The organism is Amycolatopsis sp. NPDC049868, from assembly GCF_044461365.1.
GTDB lineage: Bacteria > Actinomycetota > Actinomycetes > Mycobacteriales > Pseudonocardiaceae > Amycolatopsis.
This window is the reverse complement of sequence record NZ_JBITKV010000001.1, coordinates 1,617,931-1,643,360: the sequence shown is the minus strand read 5'-3', so window position 1 is coordinate 1,643,360 and position 25,430 is coordinate 1,617,931. Positions and strand designations below refer to the sequence as shown.

At 70.7% G+C, this 25,430-nt stretch carries 28 protein-coding genes; 12 read left to right on the top strand and 16 right to left on the bottom strand.

The features are described 5' to 3' along the window. Positions 1–549: 549 nt before the first annotated feature. Positions 550–1,113, bottom strand: a complete 564-nt coding sequence (locus ACIBTM_RS07845) for a DUF3000 domain-containing protein (RefSeq protein ID WP_063274532.1) — start codon at positions 1,111–1,113, stop codon at positions 550–552. Between the two features lie 88 nt (positions 1,114–1,201). On the opposite strand from ACIBTM_RS07845, the gene hemE reads away from it, so the two are divergent. Genes hemE through ACIBTM_RS07825 form a run of 4 tightly spaced genes read left to right on the top strand, consistent with a single transcriptional unit; the run spans position 1,202 to position 5,715 of the window. Next, entirely contained in the window at positions 1,202–2,275 is a 1,074-nt protein-coding gene (gene hemE, locus ACIBTM_RS07840) for a uroporphyrinogen decarboxylase (protein ID WP_395875725.1), read from the top strand. After that, positions 2,272–3,651 (top strand): protoporphyrinogen oxidase, encoded by a 1,380-nt coding sequence (gene hemG / locus ACIBTM_RS07835; protein ID WP_395875724.1) that lies wholly within the window; start codon positions 2,272–2,274, stop codon positions 3,649–3,651. The genes hemE and hemG overlap by 4 nt, the downstream gene beginning before the upstream one ends. A 25-nt stretch (positions 3,652–3,676) precedes the next feature. Beyond that, positions 3,677–4,369, top strand: coding sequence for a hydrogen peroxide-dependent heme synthase (gene hemQ / locus ACIBTM_RS07830; protein WP_016332997.1), 693 nt, complete (start codon positions 3,677–3,679; stop codon positions 4,367–4,369). After that, the gene (locus tag ACIBTM_RS07825) at positions 4,369–5,715 is read left to right on the top strand and encodes a CoA transferase (RefSeq protein WP_395875723.1); all 1,347 of its coding nucleotides are present in this window, start codon (positions 4,369–4,371) and stop codon (positions 5,713–5,715) included. The genes hemQ and ACIBTM_RS07825 overlap by 1 nt, the downstream gene beginning before the upstream one ends. Positions 5,716–5,731: 16 nt before the next feature. Here ACIBTM_RS07825 and ACIBTM_RS07820 read toward each other — a convergent pair whose 3' ends face one another. The 8 genes from ACIBTM_RS07820 to ACIBTM_RS07785 form a co-directional block, all read right to left on the bottom strand. Then, positions 5,732–6,076 (bottom strand): hypothetical protein, encoded by a 345-nt coding sequence (locus ACIBTM_RS07820; RefSeq protein WP_395875722.1) that lies wholly within the window; start codon positions 6,074–6,076, stop codon positions 5,732–5,734. Continuing rightward, on the bottom strand, positions 6,073–6,888 hold the full coding sequence (locus ACIBTM_RS07815) for a DUF692 domain-containing protein (protein WP_395875721.1): 816 nt from the start codon (positions 6,886–6,888) through the stop codon (positions 6,073–6,075). The genes ACIBTM_RS07820 and ACIBTM_RS07815 overlap by 4 nt, the downstream gene beginning before the upstream one ends. After that, positions 6,878–7,804: a TIGR04222 domain-containing membrane protein gene (locus ACIBTM_RS07810; protein ID WP_395875720.1), complete on the bottom strand. Its 927-nt coding sequence runs from the start codon at positions 7,802–7,804 to the stop codon at positions 6,878–6,880. Before ACIBTM_RS07810 ends, ACIBTM_RS07815 begins: the two co-directional genes overlap by 11 nt. An 80-nt stretch (positions 7,805–7,884) precedes the next feature. After that, positions 7,885–8,721 carry a TIGR04222 domain-containing membrane protein gene (locus ACIBTM_RS07805; protein WP_395875719.1) on the bottom strand — a complete coding sequence of 279 codons (837 nt, stop codon included), beginning with the start codon at positions 8,719–8,721 and terminating at the stop codon, positions 7,885–7,887. 74 nt (positions 8,722–8,795) lie between these two features. Then, positions 8,796–9,218, bottom strand: coding sequence for a peptide-methionine (R)-S-oxide reductase MsrB (gene msrB / locus ACIBTM_RS07800; RefSeq protein ID WP_037304420.1), 423 nt, complete (start codon positions 9,216–9,218; stop codon positions 8,796–8,798). A 19-nt stretch (positions 9,219–9,237) separates the two neighbouring features. Continuing rightward, positions 9,238–9,543, bottom strand: a complete 306-nt coding sequence (locus ACIBTM_RS07795) for a hypothetical protein (RefSeq protein WP_016333002.1) — start codon at positions 9,541–9,543, stop codon at positions 9,238–9,240. A gap of 72 nt (positions 9,544–9,615) precedes the next feature. Continuing rightward, positions 9,616–11,217, bottom strand: a complete 1,602-nt coding sequence (locus tag ACIBTM_RS07790; RefSeq protein ID WP_395875824.1) for a protein kinase — start codon at positions 11,215–11,217, stop codon at positions 9,616–9,618. Positions 11,218–11,383: 166 nt separating this feature from the next. Then, positions 11,384–12,070: a TVP38/TMEM64 family protein gene (locus ACIBTM_RS07785; protein ID WP_395875718.1), complete on the bottom strand. Its 687-nt coding sequence runs from the start codon at positions 12,068–12,070 to the stop codon at positions 11,384–11,386. Positions 12,071–12,094: 24 nt separating this feature from the next. On the opposite strand from ACIBTM_RS07785, the gene ACIBTM_RS07780 reads away from it, so the two are divergent. Both ACIBTM_RS07780 and ACIBTM_RS07775 read left to right on the top strand, forming a co-directional pair. Next, positions 12,095–12,652: a GNAT family N-acetyltransferase gene (locus tag ACIBTM_RS07780; RefSeq protein ID WP_395875717.1), complete on the top strand. Its 558-nt coding sequence runs from the start codon at positions 12,095–12,097 to the stop codon at positions 12,650–12,652. Positions 12,653–12,671: 19 nt separating this feature from the next. Further along, positions 12,672–13,691, top strand: a complete 1,020-nt coding sequence (locus ACIBTM_RS07775) for a DNA polymerase domain-containing protein (RefSeq protein WP_395875716.1) — start codon at positions 12,672–12,674, stop codon at positions 13,689–13,691. On the opposite strand, the gene ACIBTM_RS07770 is transcribed toward ACIBTM_RS07775, so the two are convergent. After that, positions 13,688–14,110 carry a hypothetical protein gene (locus ACIBTM_RS07770; RefSeq protein WP_395875715.1) on the bottom strand — a complete coding sequence of 141 codons (423 nt, stop codon included), beginning with the start codon at positions 14,108–14,110 and terminating at the stop codon, positions 13,688–13,690. The two genes, ACIBTM_RS07775 and ACIBTM_RS07770, sit on opposite strands and share 4 nt — an antisense overlap. 243 nt (positions 14,111–14,353) lie before the next feature. On the opposite strand from ACIBTM_RS07770, the gene ACIBTM_RS07765 reads away from it, so the two are divergent. The 3 genes from ACIBTM_RS07765 to ACIBTM_RS07755 all read left to right on the top strand — a co-directional run bounded on the left by ACIBTM_RS07765 (position 14,354) and on the right by ACIBTM_RS07755 (position 16,182). Continuing rightward, entirely contained in the window at positions 14,354–14,746 is a 393-nt protein-coding gene (locus ACIBTM_RS07765) for a DUF6221 family protein (protein WP_395875714.1), read from the top strand. Between the two features lie 7 nt (positions 14,747–14,753). Next, on the top strand, positions 14,754–15,794 hold the full coding sequence (locus tag ACIBTM_RS07760) for an LLM class flavin-dependent oxidoreductase (RefSeq protein ID WP_395875713.1): 1,041 nt from the start codon (positions 14,754–14,756) through the stop codon (positions 15,792–15,794). Between the two features lie 151 nt (positions 15,795–15,945). Then, positions 15,946–16,182, top strand: coding sequence for a S1 RNA-binding domain-containing protein (locus ACIBTM_RS07755; protein WP_395875712.1), 237 nt, complete (start codon positions 15,946–15,948; stop codon positions 16,180–16,182). Between the two features lie 38 nt (positions 16,183–16,220). Here ACIBTM_RS07755 and ACIBTM_RS07750 read toward each other — a convergent pair whose 3' ends face one another. Beyond that, the gene (locus ACIBTM_RS07750; RefSeq protein ID WP_395875711.1) at positions 16,221–17,735 is read right to left on the bottom strand and encodes a PucR family transcriptional regulator; all 1,515 of its coding nucleotides are present in this window, start codon (positions 17,733–17,735) and stop codon (positions 16,221–16,223) included. A gap of 206 nt (positions 17,736–17,941) precedes the next feature. On the opposite strand from ACIBTM_RS07750, the gene pruA reads away from it, so the two are divergent. Both pruA and ACIBTM_RS07740 read left to right on the top strand, forming a co-directional pair. After that, complete coding sequence (gene pruA, locus ACIBTM_RS07745; RefSeq protein ID WP_395875710.1) at positions 17,942–19,570, top strand: L-glutamate gamma-semialdehyde dehydrogenase; 1,629 nt, start codon at positions 17,942–17,944, stop codon at positions 19,568–19,570. A 16-nt stretch (positions 19,571–19,586) separates the two neighbouring features. Continuing rightward, positions 19,587–20,516: a proline dehydrogenase family protein gene (locus ACIBTM_RS07740; protein ID WP_395875709.1), complete on the top strand. Its 930-nt coding sequence runs from the start codon at positions 19,587–19,589 to the stop codon at positions 20,514–20,516. A gap of 82 nt (positions 20,517–20,598) precedes the next feature. Here ACIBTM_RS07740 and ACIBTM_RS07735 read toward each other — a convergent pair whose 3' ends face one another. Beyond that, positions 20,599–20,955, bottom strand: a complete 357-nt coding sequence (locus ACIBTM_RS07735) for a co-chaperone YbbN (RefSeq protein ID WP_240597622.1) — start codon at positions 20,953–20,955, stop codon at positions 20,599–20,601. A gap of 90 nt (positions 20,956–21,045) precedes the next feature. On the opposite strand from ACIBTM_RS07735, the gene ACIBTM_RS07730 reads away from it, so the two are divergent. Beyond that, a complete protein-coding gene (locus ACIBTM_RS07730) occupies positions 21,046–21,288 on the top strand; it encodes a DUF2630 family protein (RefSeq protein ID WP_395875708.1) in 243 nt (80 codons plus the stop codon). Positions 21,289–21,570: 282 nt separating this feature from the next. On the opposite strand, the gene ACIBTM_RS07725 is transcribed toward ACIBTM_RS07730, so the two are convergent. The 4 genes from ACIBTM_RS07725 to ACIBTM_RS07710 form a co-directional block, all read right to left on the bottom strand. Further along, positions 21,571–23,091, bottom strand: a complete 1,521-nt coding sequence (locus ACIBTM_RS07725; protein ID WP_395875823.1) for an alpha/beta hydrolase — start codon at positions 23,089–23,091, stop codon at positions 21,571–21,573. A 107-nt stretch (positions 23,092–23,198) separates the two neighbouring features. Next, positions 23,199–24,278, bottom strand: coding sequence for an ATP-dependent DNA ligase (locus tag ACIBTM_RS07720; RefSeq protein ID WP_395875707.1), 1,080 nt, complete (start codon positions 24,276–24,278; stop codon positions 23,199–23,201). 28 nt (positions 24,279–24,306) lie between these two features. Next, a complete protein-coding gene (locus ACIBTM_RS07715; protein WP_395875706.1) occupies positions 24,307–24,894 on the bottom strand; it encodes an alkaline shock response membrane anchor protein AmaP in 588 nt (195 codons plus the stop codon). Continuing rightward, positions 24,891–25,427, bottom strand: a complete 537-nt coding sequence (locus ACIBTM_RS07710) for a DUF6286 domain-containing protein (RefSeq protein ID WP_395875705.1) — start codon at positions 25,425–25,427, stop codon at positions 24,891–24,893. The genes ACIBTM_RS07715 and ACIBTM_RS07710 overlap by 4 nt, the downstream gene beginning before the upstream one ends. Positions 25,428–25,430 lie beyond the last annotated feature (3 nt).

Sequence of the window (25,430 nt, the reverse complement as noted above, 5' to 3'; positions counted from 1 at the left end):
ATGGTAACGCTCCGGAAGCGTCTCGGCTCGCTCGCGGGCGTATTTGATCTTGTAGCGGACGGTGACGGCCGGGTTAGCACGAACGGGGTGGTCCAGACCTCTGAGCGCCCGGCTCCGCGCTGGTGGGAGCTGGTCTAGTCCAGATGGCCCCGAAGCGACTTTCGTCGGCGTACAGACGCTCTGAGGGGCTCGCGAATGGGGTAAACGAAGACGCTTCAGGCCCCTTCGTGACATCGCAGCTGTCCGTGAAGGCCTCCTTGCCTACCTTGAGGGTAGTGAAGGGGGCCTTCACGGCTCCACGGCGGGAGCAAGGGACCTTTGCTACCGCGCTAGTTTTCCTAGCGGCGCTAGATGGCCGACGTTCGCAATATAACCCGAATGCTATGTCTCGATTGATGGGAATCCGGCGTGTCGGGACCGTGGCCGAGACCGTGAAGGCCTCCTTGAGGGACCCAGAGTCCGCTCCAGTGAAGTACATGAAGGCCCCCTTCCTGTACTTAGGCGCAAGGAAGGGGGCCTTCATGTACTTGGATCGACTGAAGCGCGCCTTCAGGAGGACTGGCGCTGCTCGAACAGGGTCACGCCGACCGGCGGCAGCCCCACGACGCTCGCCATCACCTGGCAGAAGGCCTGCCCGTGCGGCCGCAGCGCGGCGTCGGTCGGCGTCCAGGACGCCCGGAGTTCCAGATCGTCGGTGCGCGCGGGCCCGGAGATGTCGCCGAAGCGGGCCGACGAGGTCTCGGTGACCGTGCCGCCCAGCGCCGTCCACTCCGCGCCGGAGGTCTCCAAGGCGTCGGTCAGCCACGACCAGCCCACGGCGGGCAGGAAGGGATCGGTCGCCAGTTCCCGGTCGAGTTCCGCGCGGACGTACATGACCAGCCGCAGAACCCCGTCCCAGCCCTCCTGGCCCTCCGGATCGTGCAGCAGCACCAGCCGCCCCGACGCCAGCACGTCCGCCGGCCCTTCCACCTCGCAGCTCACCGCGTAGGACCACGGCGCCAGGCGCTGCGGCGGGCGCATCTTCTCCAGCCGCACTTCGGGACGCGGCCGGACCGATTGCAACGCCGCGACGGCTTCACGGAAGAGATCGGGTACTGACGTCATCGCGGTCACCAACCGACTGTAAGACGCGATCGTCCGGTTCGGGGCGCAGGCGCGCCGAGAGTAAGGCCTCCAGGCGCACATGGCACCATGAACCGTGATGTCTCCTTCAGTCGCTTCTCCCGCGCAGACCGTTCCGGCGGCTCGTCGCGCCCTGTCCGGTGCGCCGTTCCTGGCCGCCGCGCGCGGCGAACGCCCGGCTCACACCCCCGTGTGGTTCATGCGCCAGGCCGGCCGGTCGCTGCCCGAATACCGGGCGCTGCGCGAGGGCACCTCGATGTTCGAAGCCTGCTTCGACCCCGAGATGCTCGCCGAGATCACGCTCCAGCCGATCCGCCGTCACGGCGTCGACGCGGCCATCCTCTTCAGTGACATCGTCGTCCCGCTCAAGGCGGCGGGTCTCGACATCGACATCGTCGCCGGTACCGGGCCGGTCGTCGCCGAGCCGATCCGCGACGCCGCGGGCGTGCGCGCGCTGCCGGTGCTGGAGCCGGAGCAGGTGGAGCGGGTCGCCGAGGGGGTCCGGCTGCTGGTCGGGTCGCTGGGCGAGACGCCGCTGATCGGGTTCGCCGGCGCGCCCTTCACCCTGGCCTCGTACCTCATCGAGGGCGGGCCGAGCCGCAACCACGAGCACACCAAGGCGCTCATGCACTCCGAGCCGGAGCTGTGGCACGAGCTGGCGGGGCGCTTGGCGGATATGGCGATCACCTTCCTGTCCGCGCAGCTCGACGCCGGGGCCGACGCGATCCAGCTGTTCGACTCGTGGGCGGGCGCGCTCTCGGAGCGGGACTACCGCGAGTTCGTGCTGCCGCATTCGGCGAAGGTGCTGTCCGCGGTCGCGGGCTACGGCGTGCCCCGGATCCACTTCGGCGTCGGTACCGGCGAGCTGCTGGTGGCCATGCGCGACGCGGGCGCCGACGTGGTCGGCGTCGACTGGCGCATCCCGCTCGACGAAGCCGTGCGGCGGCTCGGCGGCGGCGTGGTCCAGGGCAACCTCGACCCGGCGCTGCTGCACGGGTCCTGGCCGGTCATCGAGGCCGAAGTGCGGCGCATCCTCGCCGAGGGCCGCGCGGCCGACGGTCACATCTTCAACCTCGGCCACGGCGTGCTGCCCGGCGTCGACCCGGACGTGCTGACGCGCGTGGTCGGGCTGGTGCACGAGCTCCGGCCGTGACCACTGTCGCCGTCGTAGGTGGCGGCATCTCGGGACTGACCGCGGCGTACCGGCTGCGGACCCTGCTCGGTGAGGACGCCCGGATCGTCGTCTTCGAGGCGACCGGGTCGCTCGGCGGGAAGCTCCGCACGATCGAACTCGCCGGCGAGCGCTACGACGTCGGAGCGGAGGCCTTCCTCGTTCGGCGCCCCGAAGTGCTCGCGCTGGTGCGTGAGGTCGGGCTGGGCGAAAGCGTCGTCCATCCCACCAAGGCCCGCGCCAAGATCCACGCGGGTGGCTCCGTGCTCGGTCTGCCGCCGGGCACCGTCATGGGCATTCCCGCCTCGGCCGACGCGGTCGCCGGCGTGCTGTCGGAGAAGGGCCGCGCGCTGGTCGAGGCCGAGTCGTCGCTGGCACCGCTGGAACTGCCCGCGGGGGACGTGCCGCTCGGCCCGCTGCTGCGTGAGCGGTTCGGTGACGAACTGGTCGACCGGCTCGTCGATCCGCTGCTCGGCGGGGTGTACGCCGGGGGAGCGGACGGGCTCGGCCTGCGCGCGACGATGCCCGGTCTCGCCTCCGCGGTGGACCGCGGCGCGCGTTCGCTCACCGAGGGCGCGGCGACGCTCATGCCCGCTTCGCCGAGCACGGCGCCGGTCTTCGGAACCCTGGCCGGCGGGCTCGGGACGCTGATCGCGCGGCTCGCGGAGCTGTCCCGCGCCGAGATCCGGACCGAAACCACGGTGACCGCGCTCGACCGCACCGCGGACGGCTGGAAGGTCGACGACCTCGACGCCGACTCCGTTCTCCTCGCCGTCCCGGCGCCTTCGGCACGGCGGCTGCTCGACGGTGTCGCGGACGTGGCGTCTTCGGTGTTCGCCAAGATCGAACTCGCGTCGATGGCGGTGGTCGCGCTCGCACTCCCGCCGGGGACCGCGCTGCCGGACTCGTCCGGGGTGCTGATCGGGGCCGGCGAGCGGGACGCCGCCGGGAAGCCGTTCTCCGCCAAGGCGTTCACCTTCTCCTCCCGCAAATGGGCGCACTACGGCGAAGGTCCGGTGCTGGTGCGTGGCTCGGTCGGCCGCTTCGGCGAACCGGGGGCGCTGCACGCCGACGACGACGAACTCGTGCGCGTGGTCCGCGACGACCTCGCCCGGCTGACCGGCGTCACCGCCGAGCCGATCGACACCCTGGTGACCCGCTGGGGCGGCGGGCTCCCGCAGTACGGCACCGGGCACCTCGTCCGCGTCGAGCGGATCGAACGTGCCGTCGCCGAGGTCCCCGGACTCGCCGTGGCGGGTGCGACACTGCACGGCGTCGGGCTCCCGGCCTGCATCGCCACCGCCGACGCCGCCGCCCGCCGCATCGCCGGGATCACACCGCCCCACGAGGGCTCCTGAGCACCGGCAGTGCCAAGATGGCGGTATGGCGCGGCTGAACTACAACGAGCTCAATGACACCATCCGCTACACCGCCTGGTCGGTCTTCCGGGCCGAGCAGGGCAAGCTCGGCGAAGACCGGGCGAAGGCGACCGCGGAGACCACCGAGTACCTCGACGCGCTGGAGGCCAAGGGCGTCGTCGTCCGCGGTGTCTACGACCTCTCCGGGCTGCGGGCCGACGCCGACTACATGATCTGGTGGCACGCCGAGGAGATCGAGCAGGTCCAGGCGGCGTACAGCGGTTTCCGGCACACCCCGCTCGGCCGCGCGTCGGCGCCGGTGTGGAGCCAGGTCGCGCTGCACCGCCCGGCGGAGTTCAACAAGAGCCACATCCCGGCGTTCCTCGCCGGTGAAGAGGCCCGCAAGTTCATCTGCGTCTACCCGTTCGTGCGCTCCTACGAGTGGTACCTGCTGCCGGACGACGAGCGCCGCAAGATGCTCGCCGACCACGGCAAGGAGGCCCGCGACTACCCGGACGTCCGCGCCAACACGGTCGCGTCGTTCGCGCTGGGCGACTACGAGTGGATCCTGGCCTTCGAGGCCGACGAGCTGCACCGCATCGTCGACCTGATGCGTCATCTGCGCGGCACGGAGGCCCGCCTCCACGTGCGCGAGGAGATCCCGTTCTACACCGGGACGAAGGTGGCGCCCGCCGAACTGATCGCCCTGCTGCCCTAGTGGACACACGCGTCTGGACCACGCTCACCGGCGACACCCTCGCCGAAGACGCCGTCGAGATCACCGGCCCCGAGTCGGTGCTGCCCGGGATCTTCCGGGTCGAGGAGGCGGCCACGACGAGTATCGCCGCGGCGACACTGGCGGCCGGGGAGCTGTTGCGGCTGCGGGGAATCGAGCCGGGCAAGGTCTCGGTCGACACCCGGCACGCCGCGGCGGCGTTCCACAGCGAGCAGTATCTCCGAGTCGACGGGGAGCCGGTGCCGTTCAGCGCGCCGCTGTCCGGCGACTACCGCGCGAACGACGGCTGGGTGCGGCTGCACTGCAACTACCCGCGTCACGTGTCCGCCGTGTGCTGGGGTCTCGGCGTACCCGCGACCCGCGCGGCGTTCGAGAAGGTCGTGGCGGCCAAGTCGAAGTACGAGGTCGAGTCGGCGGTCATCGGCGCCGGCGGGGCCGCCGCCGTCATGCGCACGCGCGAGGAATGGCTGGCGCACAAGCAAGGACAGGCGTCGAGCGCGTTGCCGGTCGCCGAAATCCGGCCGCTGGGACCGTCGGAACCCGTGCGGCTGTTCGAATCCGACCGGCCGCTGGGCGGGGTGCGGATCCTGGATCTGACCCACGTCATCGCCGGGCCGGTCGCGGGCCGGGTCCTCGCCGCGCACGGGGCGACCGTCATGCACATCGGTTCGGCGCAGCTGCCGACCGTGCCGCCGCTGGCCGTCGACACCGGGATGGGGAAACTCTCGGCGTACGTCGACCTGGAGACCGAAGCCGGGCGCTCGCGGCTGCGCAAGCTGATCGCCCGCGCCGACGTCGTGCTGCAGGGTTTCCGGCCGGGTTCGTTGACCGCCAAGGGTTTCTCCCCGGAAGCGATCGCGGAGCTCCGGCCGGGCATCGTGGTCGCGGATCTGTCCGCGTACGGCTGGGAAGGGCCGTGGGCGCGCAGGCGCGGGTTCGACAGCCTGGTCCAGATGGCGTCGGGGATCGCCGACGAAGGCGGCAAGACGGCCGGGCTCGACGGCCCGGGACCGCTTCCGGTGCAGGCACTCGACCACGCGACCGGCTGGCTCACCGCGGCGGCGATCATGACCGCCGTCCGCCGGGCGGCCACCGAGGGTGGCAGCCAGCACGTCCGCACCTCGCTCGCGGGGACCGGGGAGTGGCTGAACTCCTTGGGGCGCAAGGAAGCCGGGCCCGTCGGGTTCGACGGTGGCGAGTGGCTCGAAGAGGTCGACGGTCAGCTCGGCCGGGTCACCCGGGTCAAGATGGCGGGCACCCTGCCGGGCTCGAATCCACAATGGACGGAAGCGACGCACGTATCGGGGAGCGACCGCCCGGTTTGGTGAAACCGCATTCAGAGGACTAAATGCGGCGGAGCCAGGTTGTGAACCGGCGCCGGGGCTTGGGGAGCTCGCCGCGCTCCACGAGCCACGTGCCGAAAGCGTCCGCATAGGCCCGCGCGCGGATGGCGTCGGTCTTCGGGTGGCTCGTCGCGTACTCGCGGAAGAGCGCGGCGAACCGGTCGCCAAGGGCCTCGGCGAGGTCCGGGCGAAGGTAGGCGGCCAGCCTGCTTTGCTTGTTCCGCAAGACGTTGGCCTCGATGCGGAGCCTGTCCGCGTCGAAGCCCGCCGGAGCGTCGCCTCCCGCGAGAAGCGCCTTGAGCAGCTCCGCCTGCTGCCCGGCGAGCCGCTCCCGGGGCGACGTCACGGCGAGACCGCTTCCCGCAGCGCGGCCAGTTCCGCCGCGAGTTCCGTGTCGGACGGGTAGTCGTCGTCGCGTTCCAGCAGGACGCCGGGCGGTTCGGTGCGGCGCCGCAGTTCGCGTAGTAGATCCAGGACTTCCGGCACCACCGGATGGGCGTGCGTGTCGTGATAGACGCCGTCGCGTTCGACACCGCCCGCCATATGGGTGTACGCCAGGCGCTCCCACGGGATCTCGTCGAGGAACCGCTCGGGATCGGTGCCGAGGTTGCGGGCGTTGGCGTACAGGTTGGCCACGTCGACGATCAGCAGGCAGCCGGTCCGGTCGGTGAGCTCCCGCAGGAACTCCGACTCGGTGAACTCCGCGTCCGGCCACTCCAGCACCGCCGCGATGTTCTCCAGCGCGAACGGTACCTCCACGATGGACTGCGTCAGTTCGACGTTGTCCACCAGGACGTCGAGCGCCTCCCGGGTGCGGGGGAGCGGCATCAGATGGCCCGAGTCGAGGCCGCCCGCGCGCACGAAGCACACGTGGTCACTGGCCAGCGGCGCGCCGAGCTCGCGGGTGACCTCCGCGAGGTGCTCGACGCGCGCGGTGTCCAGCGGTTCGGCTCCGCCCAGCGAAAGCGAGACGGCGTGCGGCAGGACCGGCATTCCCTTGTCGCGCAACGCGAGCAGGGTTTCCGGAAGATGCCCGGCGTGCAGGTTCTCGGCGACGACCTCGACCCAGTCGACGCCCGGCAACCGCGCGATCGAAAGGTCGAGCTCGTGCCGCCAGCCGATGCCGATCCCGAGCCTGCCGGGCCCGTCAGCCGCCACAGCCGCCGCCTCCGCCGCAGGAGCTGCCGCCGCTGCTGCACGAACTGCCGCTGGAGCTGCTGCACGAAGAGCCGCCGCCGGATGAACCGCCGCCGAATCCGCTGGAGACCGGCGGCGGGATCAGGGCCGCGCTCAGCTCCTCGTCGGGGTAGGAGGCGAGGCCGCCGAACGCGACCGCCGCGGCGGCGCCGCCCAGCACCGCGCCGCCGACGTATCCCGGCCCGTTCGGGATACCGCGTTTGCGCTCCCGCCCGTGGGCGGACCTGGCCTTGTGGAGGACCCGGTCACCCTCGCCGGTCGGGCGCGGGCCCGGCCGCTTGTTCTTGACGACCCTGGCGATCAGCGTCGCGACCCCGGCCACGATCAGCATCGGGATCAGGAAGCCGACCGGGCGGTCGCCGGCGATTCCGGCGATCAGGCGCACCACACCGAAGACCAGCACGGCGAGGTATAGGAAGTACACGACCTGGCGGATCCGTGGCGCCTGATCGACGACGACCAGCCCTCGTGCCTCCAGATCCTTGGCGAGCGCCTGCATCGGACCCGACAGCCGCAGCCGGTCACGGATGCCGCGGGTCGTGGCGTTGTAGCCCGGCCTGGCACCCTTGGCGACGGCGTTTTCGATCGGGTCGGCGGGCTCGGGACCCGTCAGCTGGAGCTGCTTCGAGCTGCTGACCCGCAAGATCCCGCGGTCGACCAGCGCCGCGATGGCCGTGTCGACCACCCGGTCCGGACCGCCGGCGAGATAGGCGAACTCGTACACCGTCGGCTGCGGCCCGGTCACCGTGGCACTCGGTGCCTTGTGGCCCAGCTTGACCACGATCGTCCACACCAGCCCGGCGACCAGCGGGAACACCAGCAGGACGGCGTAGATCGCCAGGAACGTGGGTCCGGGGATGCCCCAGGTGTATTCCATCGCACGGGCCTTTCACGAGCAGGTGCACTTACCGTAGTCGGACGCTGTCCGGTCCGTTCGTGGTTCCGTGATTCGAAGGTTCAGCCGCCGCAGCCGCCTCCGCCGCAGGAAGAACCGCTCGCGCAGCCGCTTCCACTGCCCGACGAACCCGCCGACCCCTTGGCGGTGGCATCGCCGGTCCTGACCAGCATGTCCGCCATCACCGGATCGGGATACGCCGCCAACCCGCCGAGCGCCACCGCGCCCGCCACTCCGGGGACCAGAAGCGGGTTCCGCCGGGCCGCGCCGATGACGCCCAGCCCGGCCATGGTCGGCAGGACGGTGCGGCTCGGCCGCTGGAGAAGGGCGGTCCCGGCGATGGCCGCGACCACCGCGAGGAGGAGACCCGCCAGCACCCCGGCCGGGCGACCCAGCGGGATGGCGTTGGCGAACCTCGCCAGCCCGAGCGCGAGCACGGGGAGGTAGACGATCAGGGCCACCGACCACCCGGCGCGGCGGCGACGTTCGTCCACTTGCAGGCCGCTCAGCTGAAGATCGTTGCGCACTTCTTGGACGGCGGCGCTCCGGCTCAGCAGTTTCTTCAACCGGTAGAGCCCGCCGTCGCCCGCCTGCGGGACGAGCTCGGCCGCGGCGCGCGTGAGCGGATCTCCCGATACGGCCCGGAGGACGGTGACCCGCCCTCGGCTGTCCAGCCGTACCTGTTCACTGGCGACCATGGTGGCCACCGCGACATCGGCGACCCGCTCGGTGCCACCGGCCAGCGCGGCGAGGTGATACGGGCCCGGCGGCGTCCATTCGCCGGCGGCACGACGCCGGAGCGACTGTGCCCACAATCCGGCGACGAGAAATGGCAGGACGGCGAGACAGCCGTACAGCCACGCGAAAGCCGGTCCGGAGATTCCCCAAGGTTCGGTCATACGACACCGCCCTCCCGACGCTGTTCCTGTCATCCGGGAACGCGTCGAGAAGGGCGGTGGTTCGCTTCGTTCGGTTACGACTCGGGAACGAGCTTCAGCGAGATCGAGTTGATGCAGTACCGCTGATCCGTCGGCGTGGCGTAGCCCTCGCCTTCGAAGACGTGCCCGAGGTGGCTGTGGCACGACTTGCACAGCACCTCGATCCGGCGCATCCCCATGGTGGTGTCCTCGCGGAGGAGGACGGCGTCGCTGTCGGCCGGGTCGTAGAACGACGGCCAGCCGCAGTGGCTCTCGAATTTCGTGTCGCTGCGGAACAGTTCGGCGCCACAGGCTCGGCACTGGTAGACCCCGGTGGTCTTCTCATCGGTGTACTCACCGGTGAAGGGGCGCTCGGTGCCCGCCTGGCGAAGGACGGCGTACTCGTCGGGGCTGAGCTGCTCCCGCCATTCCTGCTCGGACTTGACCACGCGCGGCGTGGCTCCGACAACGGGTTTCATGCCTTTCACCGGTTCCACGTTACCCCGCGAGCCACGCGATGGCCCGGCCGATGATGTCCCATGCGGTGACCATCACGCCGAGCACGATGAGGACCACGACCAGTGCCGAAACCCACCAGCGCAGCCCGCCGAGACGGTTGCTGGAGTCGGCGAAATCGGAGACACCGTCGAGGCAGGCCTCCACGGTGAAGTTCGGGCCGCAGCGTTCGATGCGGTCCAGATGCTCGGCGAAGGCCCGGGCTTCGGGATCGTACGGGTCGAGGCCTACCAGGTCCTCTTGGAAGCGAGGATTCTGGCCAGGTCCGAAAGGTCCGCTATCGGCCATGGAGCAACAGTAAGCCACGATCGGCGATTGGCCTACCACCAGCGAGGCGGGTCTCACCACCGCCACGCTGCGTCAGTTGCCGAGTACTCGCGTGTCGGCGTCGATGTAGTACTGCCCGCCGACCTGGACCACGCGCAGCGCCGGGCGTGCTCCCTTGTTGAGCGTGATGTTCATGTCGATAGAGCCGTCGGCGTTGCCGCCACCCTTGTCCGCCCGGGCGGTGTCGGCGCTGGTGACCTTGTGGGCGCTCCAGTACTCGGCGAACGCCTGCTCCGAACCGTAGACCTCTTTCGCGGCATCCGTGAGCATGTTCCAGCTCGCGGATGTCCCGATCCTGCCCGTGTCGAAGAAGTCGAGGACGAAACCACCCACGCTTGAGTAGCTCGTGATCTTTTCGCTGGGGGTCTTCCCCAGCCCAGCGGGCGCGGGACGCGACGAAGACGGGGCGCTCGATTTGGGCGCCGAGGTGCCGGGCTGCGGATTCGCCCCGGCGTTGTTCCCACCCGGGGTGTTGCCCCCGTTGCTCGAGTTCAGGATCAGGAACACGATCACGGCGATCACCACGACCGCGGCACCGGCGCCCGCGAACAGGACGGCCTTGCGTTTGGCGTCGGTCTGCTTGGCGGGCGACGGCCGCATCGGGGCGGCCGCGGACGGCGGCGGGCTCATCGCGGCGACCGGACGCGGCGGGGTGTTCGGCGGGGCGGACGGCGAGCGCATCGGGATGAACGCGGCCGTCGGCGTGTGGGTCTTGGTGGGTTGCGGAGGAGCCGCGGCGGAAGGGGCCGGCTTGTCGGTCCGCTGCCATGGCGGGCGGTCTCCGCCGGGGATGCCGTGTCCGGGGGTCTCGGGCACGGCGGGCTGTCTACCGCCGCCCGCTCCGAAAAGCCGCGGCGACGCGGCCGTGCCCGCGCCGGATTCGTTCGCCGCGAGCGCGGCGAGACGTTCCCGTGCCTCGGCCATGGTCGGGCGCTCGGTCGGTTCGGTGCGCAGGAGGCTCATCAGCAGCGCCGTCGCGGCGCCCGCCTGCTGCGGCGGGTTGATCTGGCCGTTCGCGGCGGCGTACAGCAGCGCCAGCTGGTTGGAGCTGTTCCCGTACGGGGTCTGGCCCTCGATCGCCTGGTAGAGCGTCGCGCCGAGCGCGAAGACGTCGGAGCTGGGCACCGGGTCCGAGCCGCGCGCCAGCTCGGGCGCGAGGTATGCCGGGGTGCCGCCGATCAGGCCGGTCTGGGTGAGCGTCATGTCGCCGGCCGCGCGGGAGATGCCGAAGTCGGTGATCTTCGCGGTGCCGGCCTCGTCGATCAGTATGTTGCCCGGTTTGACGTCGCGGTGCACGATCCCGGCGCGGTGCGCGGCGACCAGCGCCGACGCGACCTGCTCGCCGATCTTCGCGACGCGTCCCAGCGGCAGCGTGCCTTCCTCGGAGATGATCGCCGAGAGGCTCGGGCCGTTCAGGTACTCCATCACCAGGCAGGGGTCGCCGCCGTGCTCGGCGATGTCGAACACCACGATCGCGTTCGGGTGCTGGAAACGGGCCGCGTTCTTGGCCTCGCGCATGGCGCGCTGGCGCATGTTGTCGCGTTCGGCCTCGGAGACACCTGGCTGCGGGAGGATCTGCTTGACCGCCACCGAGCGCTCGAGGCGGACATCGATGGCACGCCAGACCACCCCCATGGCACCGCTACCAATTTGCTCGACCAGGCGATAGTGCCCAGCGATCAGCTGACCGGTGTCGATGGCGACTGCTCCTGACACATTCTCCGGGTGATGGTGGCGCTACGCGGCCTGACAGGTCCCGCGCACCCGATCGAGTGTAGCGGGCGGCGGTTTCGGCTCCCCGTCAGCTCGCCGGTGCGGAGGCGGGCAATTCTTCCTCGCCGCTCGGTTCGGGTATCGGGCGGGCCTTGCGCCGGAAGACCTTGACCAGCCCGATGGCCCCCGCGGCGGCGAACACGGCGTAACAGATCAGCAGGGCGGGAGGCGTTTCCCCGGTCAGCGCGTCGCCGAGGACGACGACCGCGACCGTACCCGGCAGGCTGCCGAGCGCGGTCCCGATCAGATACGGGGCGAACCGGACCGATGACACTCCGCACAGGTAACTGAACGGAGCGAACGGCACCATCGGGATCAGCCGTAAGGAGGTGACCGCCAGTACCCCGCCGTCCGAAAGCCGGTCGTTGACCGCGCGGACCCTCGCCCGGTGCAGGTGCCGGGTGACCAGATCGCGGCCGAGTGCCCGCGAAAGGGTGAACGAGAGCGCCGAGGCGACCGTGGTCGCCAGGATGCCGACGACGATTCCCGTCGTGGCGCCGAGCAGCAGCCCGCCCGCCAGGTTGAACACGGTGCGCGGGATCGGCGCCACCGTCAGCACCGAATAGACCAGGAAGAACACCAGCGGAGTGGCCGGGCCGGTCTCGGCGGCCCAGGCCCGCAGCCCGGCCGGACTCGGGATCGGCAGCAGCACCGCGGCCGCCACGAACAAGGCGAGCACGGTGAGCGCGAGAATTAATTTGGTACGCCCGGACACCGCGTCCACCGTACCGTGTCCGCCGTGATCGACACCGAGGCGCTGCGGGCGCAGCCCGAACTCACCGGCGAGAACGTCGTGCTCACGCAGCTCGACGAGACCTACTTCGAGACCGGCTGGGAGGCCCTGCGGGAGCCCGAAAGCCGCAGGCTGACCGGCACGCATACCGACTTCACCGCGGAACAGGTCAAGACCTGGCTGGCCGGACGGCGGGGCCTGGACGACCGCGCGGACTACGCCATCGTGCGCAAGGAGGATCGCGCGCATGTCGGCGACCTGGCGCTCACCGACATCGACAAGGACAACCGCTCCGGGGCCTTCCGGATCGCGCTGAACGGCCCGGAGTTCTTCGGCAAGGGCTACGGCACCGAGGCGACCAAACTGCTGCTGGGTTACGCGTTCGACGTCGTCGGCCTCCATCGCGTCTCGCTGGAGGTCTTCGACTACAACCCGCGCGCTCAGCGTGTCTACGAGAAGGCCGGGTTCGTCCGCGAAGGGCTTCAGCGGGAAGGGCTGTGGTGGGACGGCGAGTGGCATGACGTCGTCACGATGGCGATCCTGAAGACCGATCCCCGGCCCTGATCGGCGATACGGTGGGCGCATGCCCAAGAACGGTGAGCCGATCGAGGTCGAGGCAGGCGGGCGCAAGGTCCGGGTGTCCAGCCCGGACAAGGTGTATTTCCCGGCCCGGGGGATCACGAAGCGCCAGGTCGTGGAGCACTACGTCGCGGTCGGCGAGCCGTTGCTGCGCGCGATCGGGGAGCGGCCGACGACGCTGAAGCGCTATGTCGACGGCGTCGAGGGCGAGTGGTTCTACGCCAAGCGCGTGCCGAAGGGCGCCCCGGACTGGGTGGAGACCGCGAAGATCACCTTCCCGTCGGGCCGGACGGCCGAGGAGGTCTGCCCGACCGAGCCCGCCGTGTTCGCGTGGGCGGCGAACCTGGGCACCTTCGACTTCCACCCGTGGCCGGTGCGGCGGCCCGACGTCGACCATCCCGACGAACTCCGCATCGACGTGGACCCGCCGGACGAGGCGGGCTTCTCCGACGCGGTCGAGGTCGCGGGCGTGGTGCGCGAGGTCCTCGATTCGGCGGGGCTGACCGGCTACCCGAAGACCTCGGGCGGCCGCGGTGTGCACGTCCTGGTGCGGATCCGGCCGGACTGGGACTTCATCGACGTCCGGCACGCGGTGATCGCGCTGGGCCGCGAGGTCGAGCGCCGGATCCCGGACAAGGCGACCATCGCGTGGTGGAAGGAAGAACGCGGCGGCCGGGTCTTCATCGACTACAACCAGGCTGCCCGCGATCGCACGGTGGCGTCGTCCTGGTCGGTCCGCGGCACTCCGCGGGCGACGGTGTCGACGCCGCTGACCTGGGATCTGCTGACCGAGGTCGACCCGGACGACTTCGACGTCCTCACCGCCGGCGCCTTCTACGCCGAGCGGGGCGACCTCCACGCGCCGATGGACGAGCAGGCGTTCGGCATCGAGACACTGCTGGAGTGGTACGCGCGGGACGAGCGCGACCACGGCCTCGGCGAGATGCCGTATCCGCCGGACTACCCGAAGATGCCCGGCGAGCCGAAGCGGGTGCAGCCCAGCAAGGCGCGGGACGACACTTAGGACCGGGTGAACTCGCACCCCGCGACCTGGACGTACTCGCCTTTGCGGGCGGTGAACCGGGCGGCGCCCGTGGTCAGCTGGTCGGCCACGATCTTCGACGTGCCTTCGGCCCGGAGCCGCGCCCAGTAGCAGTGCCCGTTGCCGCCCGGCGCCGGTCCGGGGGAGCGGTACGAGCCCGCTCGGATCTCGGTGCCGACCAGATAGGTCCCGTCGGCGAACCGGTCCGCAGGGGAGGCGATGACGGCGCGCGCCGAGGTGACCGGCGGCGCCGGGACGGTCACGGTCGGCGCGGGCGCGGCCTCCGCCGTGACGGTCACCGTCGCCGGGGCGGCGGGCGCCGCGGCGGGCTCACCGGGACGGGTGGCCGCCACCACGCCGGCACCCGCGCCCAGAGTGAGCGCGACGGCGAGTGCGGCCACGACAAGGAACGCATTTCGTGACGAGGTGTGCGGTATCGGTGACCAATTCGCGCCCGGCATCCGTCTCTTCTTCATTTTTGCTCGCGGAGTGATTGCGCTTTCGTGTCGATCTAGAAACCTGTTACCGCTCCGCCGGGAACCGATACAAGACTGTGTGACGCGTGGGACTCAGTCGTAACGCCGGGCCTCCTGCCAGCGACAGTTCCCTCCGAACACTAGGCTGGGGGAGACGAAGGAGTGCCCGTGGACGACCTGATCGCCTTTCTCGCCGCGCGTGTGGGGCAACGCCAGGCGTTGATCATGCAGGCGGTCAAGAAAACCGAGATCAACGAATCGCTCAATCGCGGTGAGACCAAGGTCGTCATCGAAAAGAAGATCCGCTCGCTCAACGACATCGAACTCGACGTGGTCAATCAGATGATCAACGAGATCGAGGCGACCCGGCGGCTCCTGCAGGCGCATCGCACCACGGTTTCGGAGAAGGTCCCGGGATTCCCCTTGTACGGCAACGAGTACTGGTGCGAGACGTGCCATGTGCCCGCCGACGAGGCCGGCACGAACTGGTGCCTGACCCTGCGGCTGCTGGCCCTGCCGCACGCCGACCACCCGGACTACAGCGAGCGCTGGCGCCCCTGAGCGGGGAATGCCCGCCGGGCCCGGACGCGTTGACCCGAAGGTGATCACGCTTTCGGTACTGGACCGGTCCCCGACCCGCCGCGGCGGCGACGCGCCCCGCGCCTTGCGGGACACGGTCGCCTTCGCCCGGGACATCGAAGCGCTGGGCTACCACCGGTTCTGGGTCTCCGAGCACCACAGCGTGCCCGGTGTCGCCGGTTCGGCGCCCACCGTCCTGGCGGCGGCGGTCGCCTCGGCGACCGAGCGGATCCGGGTCGGCACCGGCGGCGTGATGCTGCCCAACCACCGGCCGCTCGTGGTCGCGGAACAGTTCGGCGTGCTCGAATCGCTCTTCCCCGGCCGGATCGACATGGGGCTGGGGCGTTCGGTCGGGTTCACCGGCGGGGTCCGGCAGGCGCTCGGGCACGAGAAGGACGACGCGGATCGGTTCGGCGAGCAGGTTCGCGAGCTGCTGGGCTTTCTCGCGGGCGATCAGTCGACGTATCCGGGCGTGCACGCCATTCCCGCGGAAGGCCTGCGCGTGCCCGCGTTCCTGCTGGCCACCGGTGCCGGGGCGCGGCTGGCCGCGGAACTGGGGCTGCCGCTGGTGATCGCGCCGGTCCGGGGCGAGGGGCCGCTGCTCGAAGCCATCGAGGGCTATCGGGCCGGGTTCCGTCCTTCCGCGCAGGCTTCGCGGCCGTATGTCGTGGTGTCCACGGCCATCGCGGTCGCCGAGACCGCCGAACGGGCCCGGCGGTTGCTGATCCCCGAAGCATGGTCGACCGTCTACTCGCGCACGCACGGTGTCTTCCCGCCGCTGTCCCCGGTGGAGGAGATCCTCGCCGGGCCGCTGTCGGACCGCGACCGGGACCGGCTGGACCGGGCGCTCGACGGTCAGCTCGCCGGCACCCCGGACGAGGTGGGCGACCGGCTGGCCGATCTCGTCGCCAAGACCGGCGCCGACGAGATCCTGGTGACCACCAGCACTTTCGACCAGGCGGAGCGGCTGGAGTCCTATCGCGCGCTGGCCGAGGTCGCCGGAGCACGGAGCCTCGCCGCGGTGTCGTGACTTTGCTAGGGTCACGGTCATGACTGCCGGGTCGGCCTCGTGCCGTGAGCGGACGGGTTCCCCGGCCGCCGCTTGATCTCCGCGCGGGCCCGCAGCCCGCCTCCGCGTAGGCGTCCTCATGTGGACCATGCGCGGAAAGGAGGTGAATCGCATGTCTCCCACCGAAAACTGGCGTGATTTCGTCGTCGCGCACGCCGATGGCGGCGTTCTGGACGGAGTCGTCACGCGGGTGCTCCCGTTCGGCGCGTTCGTCGAAGTGGCCCCCGGGCTGGAGGGGCTGTTGCCGACCGTCGGCGGAACCGGCCCGTTCGCCGCCGGGGCGGCCGTCGCGGTGCGGCTGGACAAGCTCGACGTCCAGAACCGCCGGTTCAGCCTGACCCTGGCCTGACCTGACGCGTTTAGTCCTCTGAATGCGGGCGGGAATGCCTACAGGCGCAAAAGAAGCTGGGTGAGCATGCGCTGCGCGGGGTCGTCCAGGTCGATCCCGGACACCTCGCCGGCGCGGCGCACCCGGTAGCGGACCGTGTTCGGATGGATGTTCAGCTCGCGCGCCGCGCGCCGGACGTCCCCGAACGCGTCGAGGTACGCGAGCACGGCGGGCACCAGGATGCCGCCGTGCTCGGCGTCGTGCGCGACCAGTTCGGTCAGCCGCGGATCGCGGATCCTCGGTTGCTCGCCGAGGAACGCGAGTACCTCCGAGAGCAGGACTTCGGCGCGGACGTCGGCCAGCGAGGCGACGTCCGCGGTCTCGTGCCCGCGCGCCATCGTCGCCAGCACACGGTCCGCGTCGCCGCGTGAGGCCGCCGCGTCCGAGAGGCGGGGCACGACACCGCCCAGCGCCGCGCGCACCCGGACGTCGAGATGCCGTTGCGCGGTGCCGGCGATTTCCTTGGCCAGCGTCAGGATCCGTGCTTCGGCGTGCTCGGGGAGGTCGGGGAGGAGCGCGTAGACCCGGCCGCCGATCACGCTCACCAGCGCGCTCCGCCGGTACGCGGCGGTGTGCACGGTGATCAGATGCACCAGCTCGGCGCGCCGCAGCTGCCGGTCGGTCGCGGCCCGGTCGCGGGGGAGCGAGAACGCCAGCACCATGGCGGGTTTCCCGGGATCCGCGCCGATGTCGTCGGCGACGGACTCCGCGTCGACGCGTCCGTCGAGCAGGCCCGCCAGCAGATCCTCGCGCAGCCGGAGTTCGGGGCTGGGCAGCGTCCGGCGGCGGATCAGCTGCGGTGCCAGCGCCCGGCTCGCGCCGAGCAAGGCGACCTCCGCGCTTTCGGTGAGCGGATGCGCGCCCTCCTGGACCCAGATCGTGCCCAGCGGCTGCGATCCGGCGTGGATCCCGGCCGCGATCCGCCGCCGGATGCCGAGATCGGGCCGCTCGTCGATGCGGACGATGCCTTCCCCGGCGCGAAGCCGCTGGTAGACGCCCCATTCGCGCAGCATTGCGAGATACCGTTCCGGGCCTTCGCGGCCAAGGATCGAGAGCCGGCGCAGTTCGTCCACCTCGTCGCCCGCCCGCGAATAGGCCAGCACGCGGCTCGCGGTGTCCTCGATGCTGACCAGGCCGCCGGTCAGCGTCGCGATGGTCTGTGCGAGCGAGAACAGATCGCCCAGCACCTCGCCGCGGTCCGCCTCGCCACCCGCGCGCGCCGCGTCGACCACGCCCCTGGCCAGGGCTTCGACCTGCTCCCAGCGCGCCTCGTGGCCGACCTCGATCAGCGCGATCCCCGCGTCGGCCGCGACGTTCACGACGGCCGAGCCGTTCTTGACCGCGACGGCGGCCGCGCCGGACCGCCCCGCCGCCCGGATCGCACCGGAGGCCGAACGCCCGCGAGCGCCGATCACCAGGACGAGGTCACCCGGATGGGCGTCGGGCGGATCCTCCGGATCGTGGATGACCACGTCCTCCACTCCGACGCCGAGCCCGCCAGGGGCCGCGAGCACCCTGACTAGCGGTTCCCCGAGCGTGGCGAGGACATGCCGGAGCGAGGCCCCAGTGGTCGTATCCGTGGTCAGGTCATCACCGAATTAAGCCGATCGGACAAGATGGTCACCCCGATTCTAGCCAGTCGAACAAGCCGTGGCGAAGCCGTCCGGTCTACCGTTCGGGGTGAGACCTCTATCCGGCGAAGTGAAGTCAGGAGCAGTCAGTGGACGCCGTGACCCAGACCCCCGCCCCGAAGAACGAGCCGGTGCTGAACTACGCGCCGGGCAGCGCTGAGCGCGCTGAACTCGAGGGCGCGCTCAAGTTGCTGGGCAACGCCGACCCCATCGACATCACCGCGACGATCGGTGGTGAGCAGCGCAAGGGCGGCGGCGAGAAGATCGAGGTCGTCCAGCCGCACAACCACAAGGCGGTGCTGGGCGTCATCCACAGCGCGACCGCGCAGGACACCCACGACGCGATCGCCGCCGCCAAGGCCGCCGCCCCCGGCTGGCGCGCGCTGTCCTTCGACGACCGCGCCGCGATCATCCTGCGCGCCGCCGACCTGCTCGCCGGCCCGTGGCGCGCCAAGCTGAACGCCGCCACGATGCTCGGCCAGTCGAAGACCGCCTTCCAGGCCGAGATCGACTCCGCTTGCGAGCTGATCGACTTCTGGCGTTTCAACGTCGCGTTCGGCCGCCAGATCCTCGCCGAGCAGCCGGTCAGCTCGCCCGGGATCTGGAACCGGATGGAGCACCGCCCGCTCGAGGGCTTCGTGTACGCCATCACCCCGTTCAACTTCACCGCGATCTCCGGCAACCTGCCGACCGCGCCCGCGCTGATGGGCAACGTCGTGCTGTGGAAGCCGTCGCCGACGCAGAGCTACGCCGCGCACATGCTGATGCGGCTGCTCGAAGAGGCCGGTATGCCGCCGGGCGTGATCAACCTGCTGCCGGGTGACGGCAAGGCCGTCTCCGAGGTCGCCCTGACCCACCGCGACCTGGCCGGGATCCACTTCACCGGTTCCACCGCGACCTTCCAGCACCTGTGGGCCACCGTCGGCGCCAACATCTCCGGCTACCGCACGTACCCGCGCCTGGTCGGCGAGACCGGCGGCAAGGACTTCGTGCTCGCGCACGCCTCCGCCGACGTCGACATCCTGCGCACCGCGCTGATCCGCGGCGCCTTCGAGTACCAGGGCCAGAAGTGCTCGGCCGCGTCCCGTGCCTACGTTCCGCGTTCGCTCTGGGCGAGCCTGAAGGACGAGCTGGTCTCCGAGACCGAGGCGATCACCTACGGCGACGTCAACGATCTGGGCAACTTCGGTGGCGCCGTGATCGACCGCCGTGCCTTCGACAAGCACGCCGCCGTGCTGAAGAGCGCTGCCGAGGACCCCGAGATCGAGGTCATCGCCGGTGGCACCGCCGACGACAGCGTCGGCTACTTCGTGCGCCCGACGATCCTGGTGTCGGACAACCCGGCCCACGAGATCTTCCGCACCGAGTACTTCGGCCCGATCCTCGCGCTCCACGTCTACGAGGACGAAGACTTCGACAAGGTGCTGAAGCTGGTCGACGAGACCGCCGACTACGCGCTCACCGGTGCCGTCATCGCGAACGACCGCACCGCCGTGGCGAAGGCGTCCGAGGCGCTGCGTTTCGCCGCCGGCAACTTCTACGTCAACGACAAGCCGACCGGCGCGGTCGTCGGTCAGCAGCCCTTCGGCGGCGGCCGCGCGTCGGGCACCAACGACAAGGCCGGTTCGGTGTTCAACCTGCTCCGCTGGACGAGCCCGCGCTCGGTCAAGGAGACCTTCGTCCCGCCCACCAGCGTCCGTTACCCCCACCAGGGCTGAGAACCAGGAGTTCGTGATGTTGCGTGCCCCGTTGCTCGCCGCCGCTCGATCCCAGCGGATGCGCAAGCTGGTCGAGGTCTTCCCCGCCACCCGATCGGTGGTGGGCCGGTTCGTCGCCGGTTCGAAGACACCCGACGCCGCGCGGGTGGTCCGCGAACTGGCCGACGACGGCCTCCGGGTCACCCTCGACCACCTCGGCGAGGACACCACCGACGCCGAGCAGGCCGCGACGACCGTCCGCGCCTACGAGGAACTGCTGACCGCGCTGGCGGCCGACGGCCTCGCGTTCGGCGCGGATGTCTCGGTGAAGCTGTCCGCGGTGGGCCAGTTCCTGCCCGCCGACGGCGAGAAGGTCGCGCTGGAGAACGCCCGCAAGATCTGCGCGGCGGCCGAGGCGGTCGGTGCCACGGTGACCCTCGACATGGAGGACCACACCACCACCGACTCGACGCTGGGCATCCTGCGGGAACTGCGCACCGAGTACCCGTGGGTCGGCGCGGTGCTGCAGGCCTATCTGCGGCGCACCGAGCAGGACTGCCGCGACCTGGCGACCGAGGGTTCGCGCGTCCGGCTGTGCAAGGGCGCGTACGCCGAACCCGAGGAGGTCGCGTTCCAGGACAAGTCCGAAGTGGACAAGTCCTATGTGCGCTGCCTGAAGATCCTCATGCAGGGCAAGGGTTATCCGATGGTCGCCTCGCACGACCCGCGGATGATCGCGATCGCCGAGAAGCTCGCGGCGGACGCCGGCCGCAAGGCGGACGACCACGAATTCCAGATGCTGTACGGGATCCGTCCCGAAGAGCAGCGCCGGATCGCGGGCGACGGCGAGACGATGCGCGTCTACGTCCCCTACGGCGACGAATGGTACGGCTATTTCATGCGCAGGCTGGCGGAACGCCCGGCGAACCTGGCGTTCTTCCTGCGCGGACTGGCCACCAAGGGCTGACCCGGCCCCCGGTGGCGGTGTTCCGCTGAAGTACAAAGGGGCCCTTCCCGGCGAAATCCGCCGGGAAGGGCCCCTTCTTTCCTCAGGCTTCCTGAGCGTCTTCCTTGAGCTTGTCCATGTCGATGTCGCGTGCCTGCTGGATGAGGTCTTCGAGCGTCTTCTCCGGCAGCGCGCCCGGCTGGGCGTAGATCACCGTCTTGTCGCGGATGACCGCGAGGGTGGGGATCGAACGCACGTCGAAGGCGGCGGCCAGCTGCTGCTCGGCCTCGGTGTCGACACTCGCGAACACGATGTCGTCGTGGTTCTCCGACACCTTCTCGTAGGTCGGCGCGAACTGACGGCACGGCATGCACCAGCCGGCCCAGAAGTCGATGATGACGAAGTCGTTGTCCGACACGACCTGGTCGAAGTTGGCGGCGGTCAGCTCCACAGTGCTCATGCCCGGCGTAACGAATCGGGCGCTACGCGCATTCCCGTGATTGCGCGTAGCGTCTCTGATGGAGCGACCCACGTTTCGCGGGAGGTGCGTATGGCCGACGGGGAAATCCTCAGCCGGATCGACGAGCTGGTCAGCGAGGAGCACGAACTCCGTTCGCGGGCGATCGGCACCGGGCTCAGCTCGGACGACCGGTCCCGGCTCGCGAGTGTGGAGCAGCAGCTGGACCAGTGCTGGGACCTGCTGCGGCAGCGGCGGGCACGCGTCGAGTTCGACGAGGACCCGGATCAGGCTTCGGCGCGGCCGGTGTCCGAGGTGGAGTCTTACCGGCAGTAGCTCAGGCCGATGCCATGAAAGGTCCTTTCCTTGCAAAATTTGCAAGGAAAGGACCTTTCATGGCGCGCGGGTGGGGAGTGTGGGCGCGGGAGGTCGCGAAAGCCACTTTCGCGACGTCTCACGGTCCAGAAGTGTCATGAAAGGGGGGGTGGGGGCGCGGTGGTTCGCTAAAGCCACTTCGGCGAGGACCCCGGGCCCAGAAGTGTCATGAAAGGGTCGTTCAGGACGAAAAACGTCCTGAACGACCCTTTCATGACACTTCACGGGGCGGTCCGGAGCGGCTCAGGCCGGGCAGAGGGTCCCGTCGACGGGCACCTTCCCGTCGATCAGGAAGCCCCGCGTCGCGTCCGCGACACACGGCGAGAGGCTCAGCGCACCGTGCCCGGCACCCTGCCAGGTGATCGTGACCGCGCTCGGCATCTGGTCGGCGGCCCGGCCGGTGCCCTGTTCCGGGGTGACCGGGTCGGTCGCCGTCCCCGCGACGAGGATCGGCGGGGCACCCGGCGCGCCCGCGGGCGGAAGCGGCTCGCGGCGCACGGGCCACGGGCTGCACCAGGCCAGTTGCTGTGCGGCGAAGACACCGAACTGCGGGTACTTGTCGCGCAGTGTCGTGGTCGCGCGCGTGAGCTCCTCGGCCGAGAGCCGGGTCGCGGTGTCGTTGCATTTGGTCGCGAGCGTGCCGTCCAGCCGCGAAGGCCGCGCCCGGGAGTCCTTCAGCACCGGTTCGGCGAACGCGGCCAGCGGGGTGACGTCGCCGGTCTGCGCGGTCTTGAGCGCTTCGGCGAGTTCCACCCAGCGCGAGCGCTGTGCGAGCCCGGAGTAGATGGCGTACAGCGCGATCCCCGGCGTGATCTCCGCGCCGTCGGTGGTCGTCGCGGAGGCGGCGCGGAGCCGGTCCGCGACGGCGGCGACGGCGGAGCGGGCGTCGCCGATCGGGCAGCCCCTCGCGACGCAGTCGGCGCCGAAAGCGTCGAGGGTGGCCTGCGCGCTCGCGGCGACCGATTCCTGCACCGCCGTCGCGTCGGGGGCGGGGTCGGGCAGCCCGTCGAGCATCACCCGGCCGACCTGGGCCGGGTACCGCACGGCGTATTCGGCGAGGACCTTCGAACCGTCGCCGCGGCCCAGCGCGTGCAGCTTGTCCATCCCCAGTTGTTCACGGAGTTCTTCGAGGTCGCCCGCGGCCCGCCAGCTGTCCATCGCGAACTGCGAGTCGTCCAGTTCGATGGCGCACTGCTGGCCCGCCTTGCGCGCCGCGTCGACGACACCTTCGAGGTCGGCGGCCGCCGGATCGCCGCCCAGCAGATCGGTGCGGATCTCCGCCGGGATGCACTGCACCGGTGTGGACGCCCCGGTCCCGCGCCGGTCCACCCCGATCAGGGAGAACTTCTGCAGGAACTCGGGCGGCAGCGTCGCGGCCAGCCGCGCGGCGTACAGCGACCCCGGCTCACCGTCGACGTCGTTGACCACGACGAGCGGGATCGGCCCGCCGCCGGTCTTGACCACCGACAGCCGCGAGAGCCCGCGACCGGGCAGGTCCGGCGCGTCGAGCGTGGTGGGCACCCTGGCGCAGGAGAACTTCAGCGTGTCCGGCACGGACGGCTGACCCAGCCGCTGCCGGGTCGCTTCGTCGCAGTCCTCCCATTTGATCGACGGCGACCGGGGTTCGGCGAGCGGCGGCAGCGGCACCTGCTGTGCCGTCGTCTGACCGCCGGGATCCGGCTTTCCGTCGTTGTCGATCACCGCGGGCCGGACCGACGGCCCGGCGGTGCAGCCCGCGAGCACGGCCGTGACCACGGTCGTCATCAGGATCAGCCGTGGCGTGCGGCGGGCGGTGCTCACGGGCTGGTCCTCACTTCCAAGGCATGACAAAAGCTCGGACAGAGCTTCGCAGGTCGGATGTCAGGACACGGTTAGCGGGTGCGTTTCACCTCGCCGCGGAACACGGCGTCCAGGTCGTAGCGGGCGACCTCGTCGAGCTGGGCGTAGGTGCAGGAGTCCGGTTCGCGGTCGGGGCGCCAGCGTTTGAACTGCGCGGTGTGGCGGAACCGCGACGGATATCCGCCTTCCGTGTGTTCGTAGCCGACCTCGACCACCTTTTCCAGCTTCAGCGGCACCCACGGGGCTTCCTTGGCCTTCCACCGGGTGATCCCGCCGGGGATCCGCTGGTGCTCCCGCACGTTGCCGCCCAGCCAGGGGTGATCGGCCCCGTCGGTGATCAGCGGCGCCAGCTCCTCGGCCAGTTCACGCCGCCGGGTGACCGGGAACGAGCCGACGACACCGGGATGGTGCAGCACGCCGTTCTCGTCGTAGAGCCCGAGGAGGAACGAGCCGACCATCTCGCCCGGCTCGCCGTCGACGTGCCAGCGCAGCCCCGCGAGCACGCAGTCGGCGGTGCGCGAGTGCTTGTACTTCAGCAGCACCCGTTTGCCGGGCGTGTACGGCTCGTCGAGCGGTTTGCCGATGACGCCGTCGAGCCCGGCGCCCTCGAACAGCTCGAACCAGTGCCGCGCGATCGCCGGATCCGCGGTGGCCGGGGTGAGATGGATGCCGTCGGAGGCGAGCTTCTCCAGCCGTTCCCGCCGTTTCGACGTCGGTTCGTCCAGAAAGGACTCGTCGCCGAGTGCCAGCAGATCGAACGCGACGAACTCCGCCGGGGTCTGCTCCGCCAGCAGTTTGATGCGGCTCTCGGCGGGGTGGACCCGGTCGGTGAGCGCGTCGAAGTCCAGTTTCCCGCCCCGGGCGACCACCAGTTCGCCGTCCAGCACGATCCGCTCGGGCAGCGCCGCATTCAACCGCTCGACGACCTCGGGGAAGTACCGGTTCAGCGGCTTCTCCGACCGCGACTGCAGGGTCAGCTCGTCGCCGTCGCGGAACACCAGGCAGCGGTATCCGTCCCATTTCGGCTCGAACAGCAGCCCGCCGGAATCGGGGATCGCCTTCGCCGGTTTGGCGAGCATCGGTTTGACCGGCGGCGTCAAGGGAAGCGACATGACGGCCATTCTTGCCGGACCGGCGCGGTCAGCGCACCCGTTGCGGTGCCGTCGTGTCGAGTTCGATCCGGACGGCGGTCGGCAGGACGTCCACCCCGAGCGATTCCCGCGCGCGGGCCAGCACGGTGTGGTCGAGCTGCTCCCAGACCCGTTTCAGGTCGGTGCCCTCGACGAGCCAGAGTGTGATGCGCAGCGCCGGGTTCTCCTTGTCGCCGACGGCGCGGACCCGGGCGCGCCCGACCCCGTCGACCGTCTCGGCGTCGAGGCGGACGGCCTCGGAGATGGCCGAGGAGGTCACCACGAGATCGTCGTCGAGTTCGAGATCCGGGCGGCCTTCCGGGCGCAGCGACCGGAAGAACCACCACAGGCCCAGCCACAGCAGGAGAACGCCGAGCACGATCGCGCCGATGCGGGCGGCGAGCGCGTGCCGGGACAGCCAGTCGAGGGCGATCGGGTCCACGAGCGGCCGGTCCGCGCGGTACGTGCCGAGCCAGCCCGCGCCGACCACCAGCGCCGCGGCCCCGCCGAGCAGCGCGAGGAGTCCGATGAGGACGGTCAGCGTCCGTTCCGTGCCGGTGGACCGGCCGAGTGCCTTGGCGGAGACCGAACGGGTCATCGGCGGTCCTTAGGGGAGTCGACGACGACCGAAACCTTCGGCCGCCGCACCAGCGGGACGTCGTCGAGCAGCCCGGAGACCGTCTCCAGCAGCCGCGGTCGCAGCTCGCCTTCGGTTTCCAGCCTGCTCGTCGCGCGGACGCGGATCTTCTTGGCGGTGGCCGTGACCTTCGCGCCCGCGACGTTGTCCTGCGCGCGCACCGTCACCCCGACCAGCCTCGCCAGCGAACGCGGCGACGTGGTCACGCTGACCTCGTTCGCCGGATCGGTCAGCCGGATGGCACGCCGCCCGGCCGAGGCGGCCGCCAGGATCAGCAACAGCCCGGCGACCGCGACGGCGATCGCCAGGTACCGGACCGTCGGCTCGCTCCAAGACAGCTCGGCGAGCCTGTCGCGCCAGCCGTCCCACGGGACGAACAGCGGCCCGCGTCCCGGCCGCCACCAGCCCCAGCCGACCTCCAGTGCCAGCAGGACCCCGGCGGCGGCCAGCGCCAGCCCGATCAGGGCCGACAGCAGGCGGACGATCAAACGCATGCG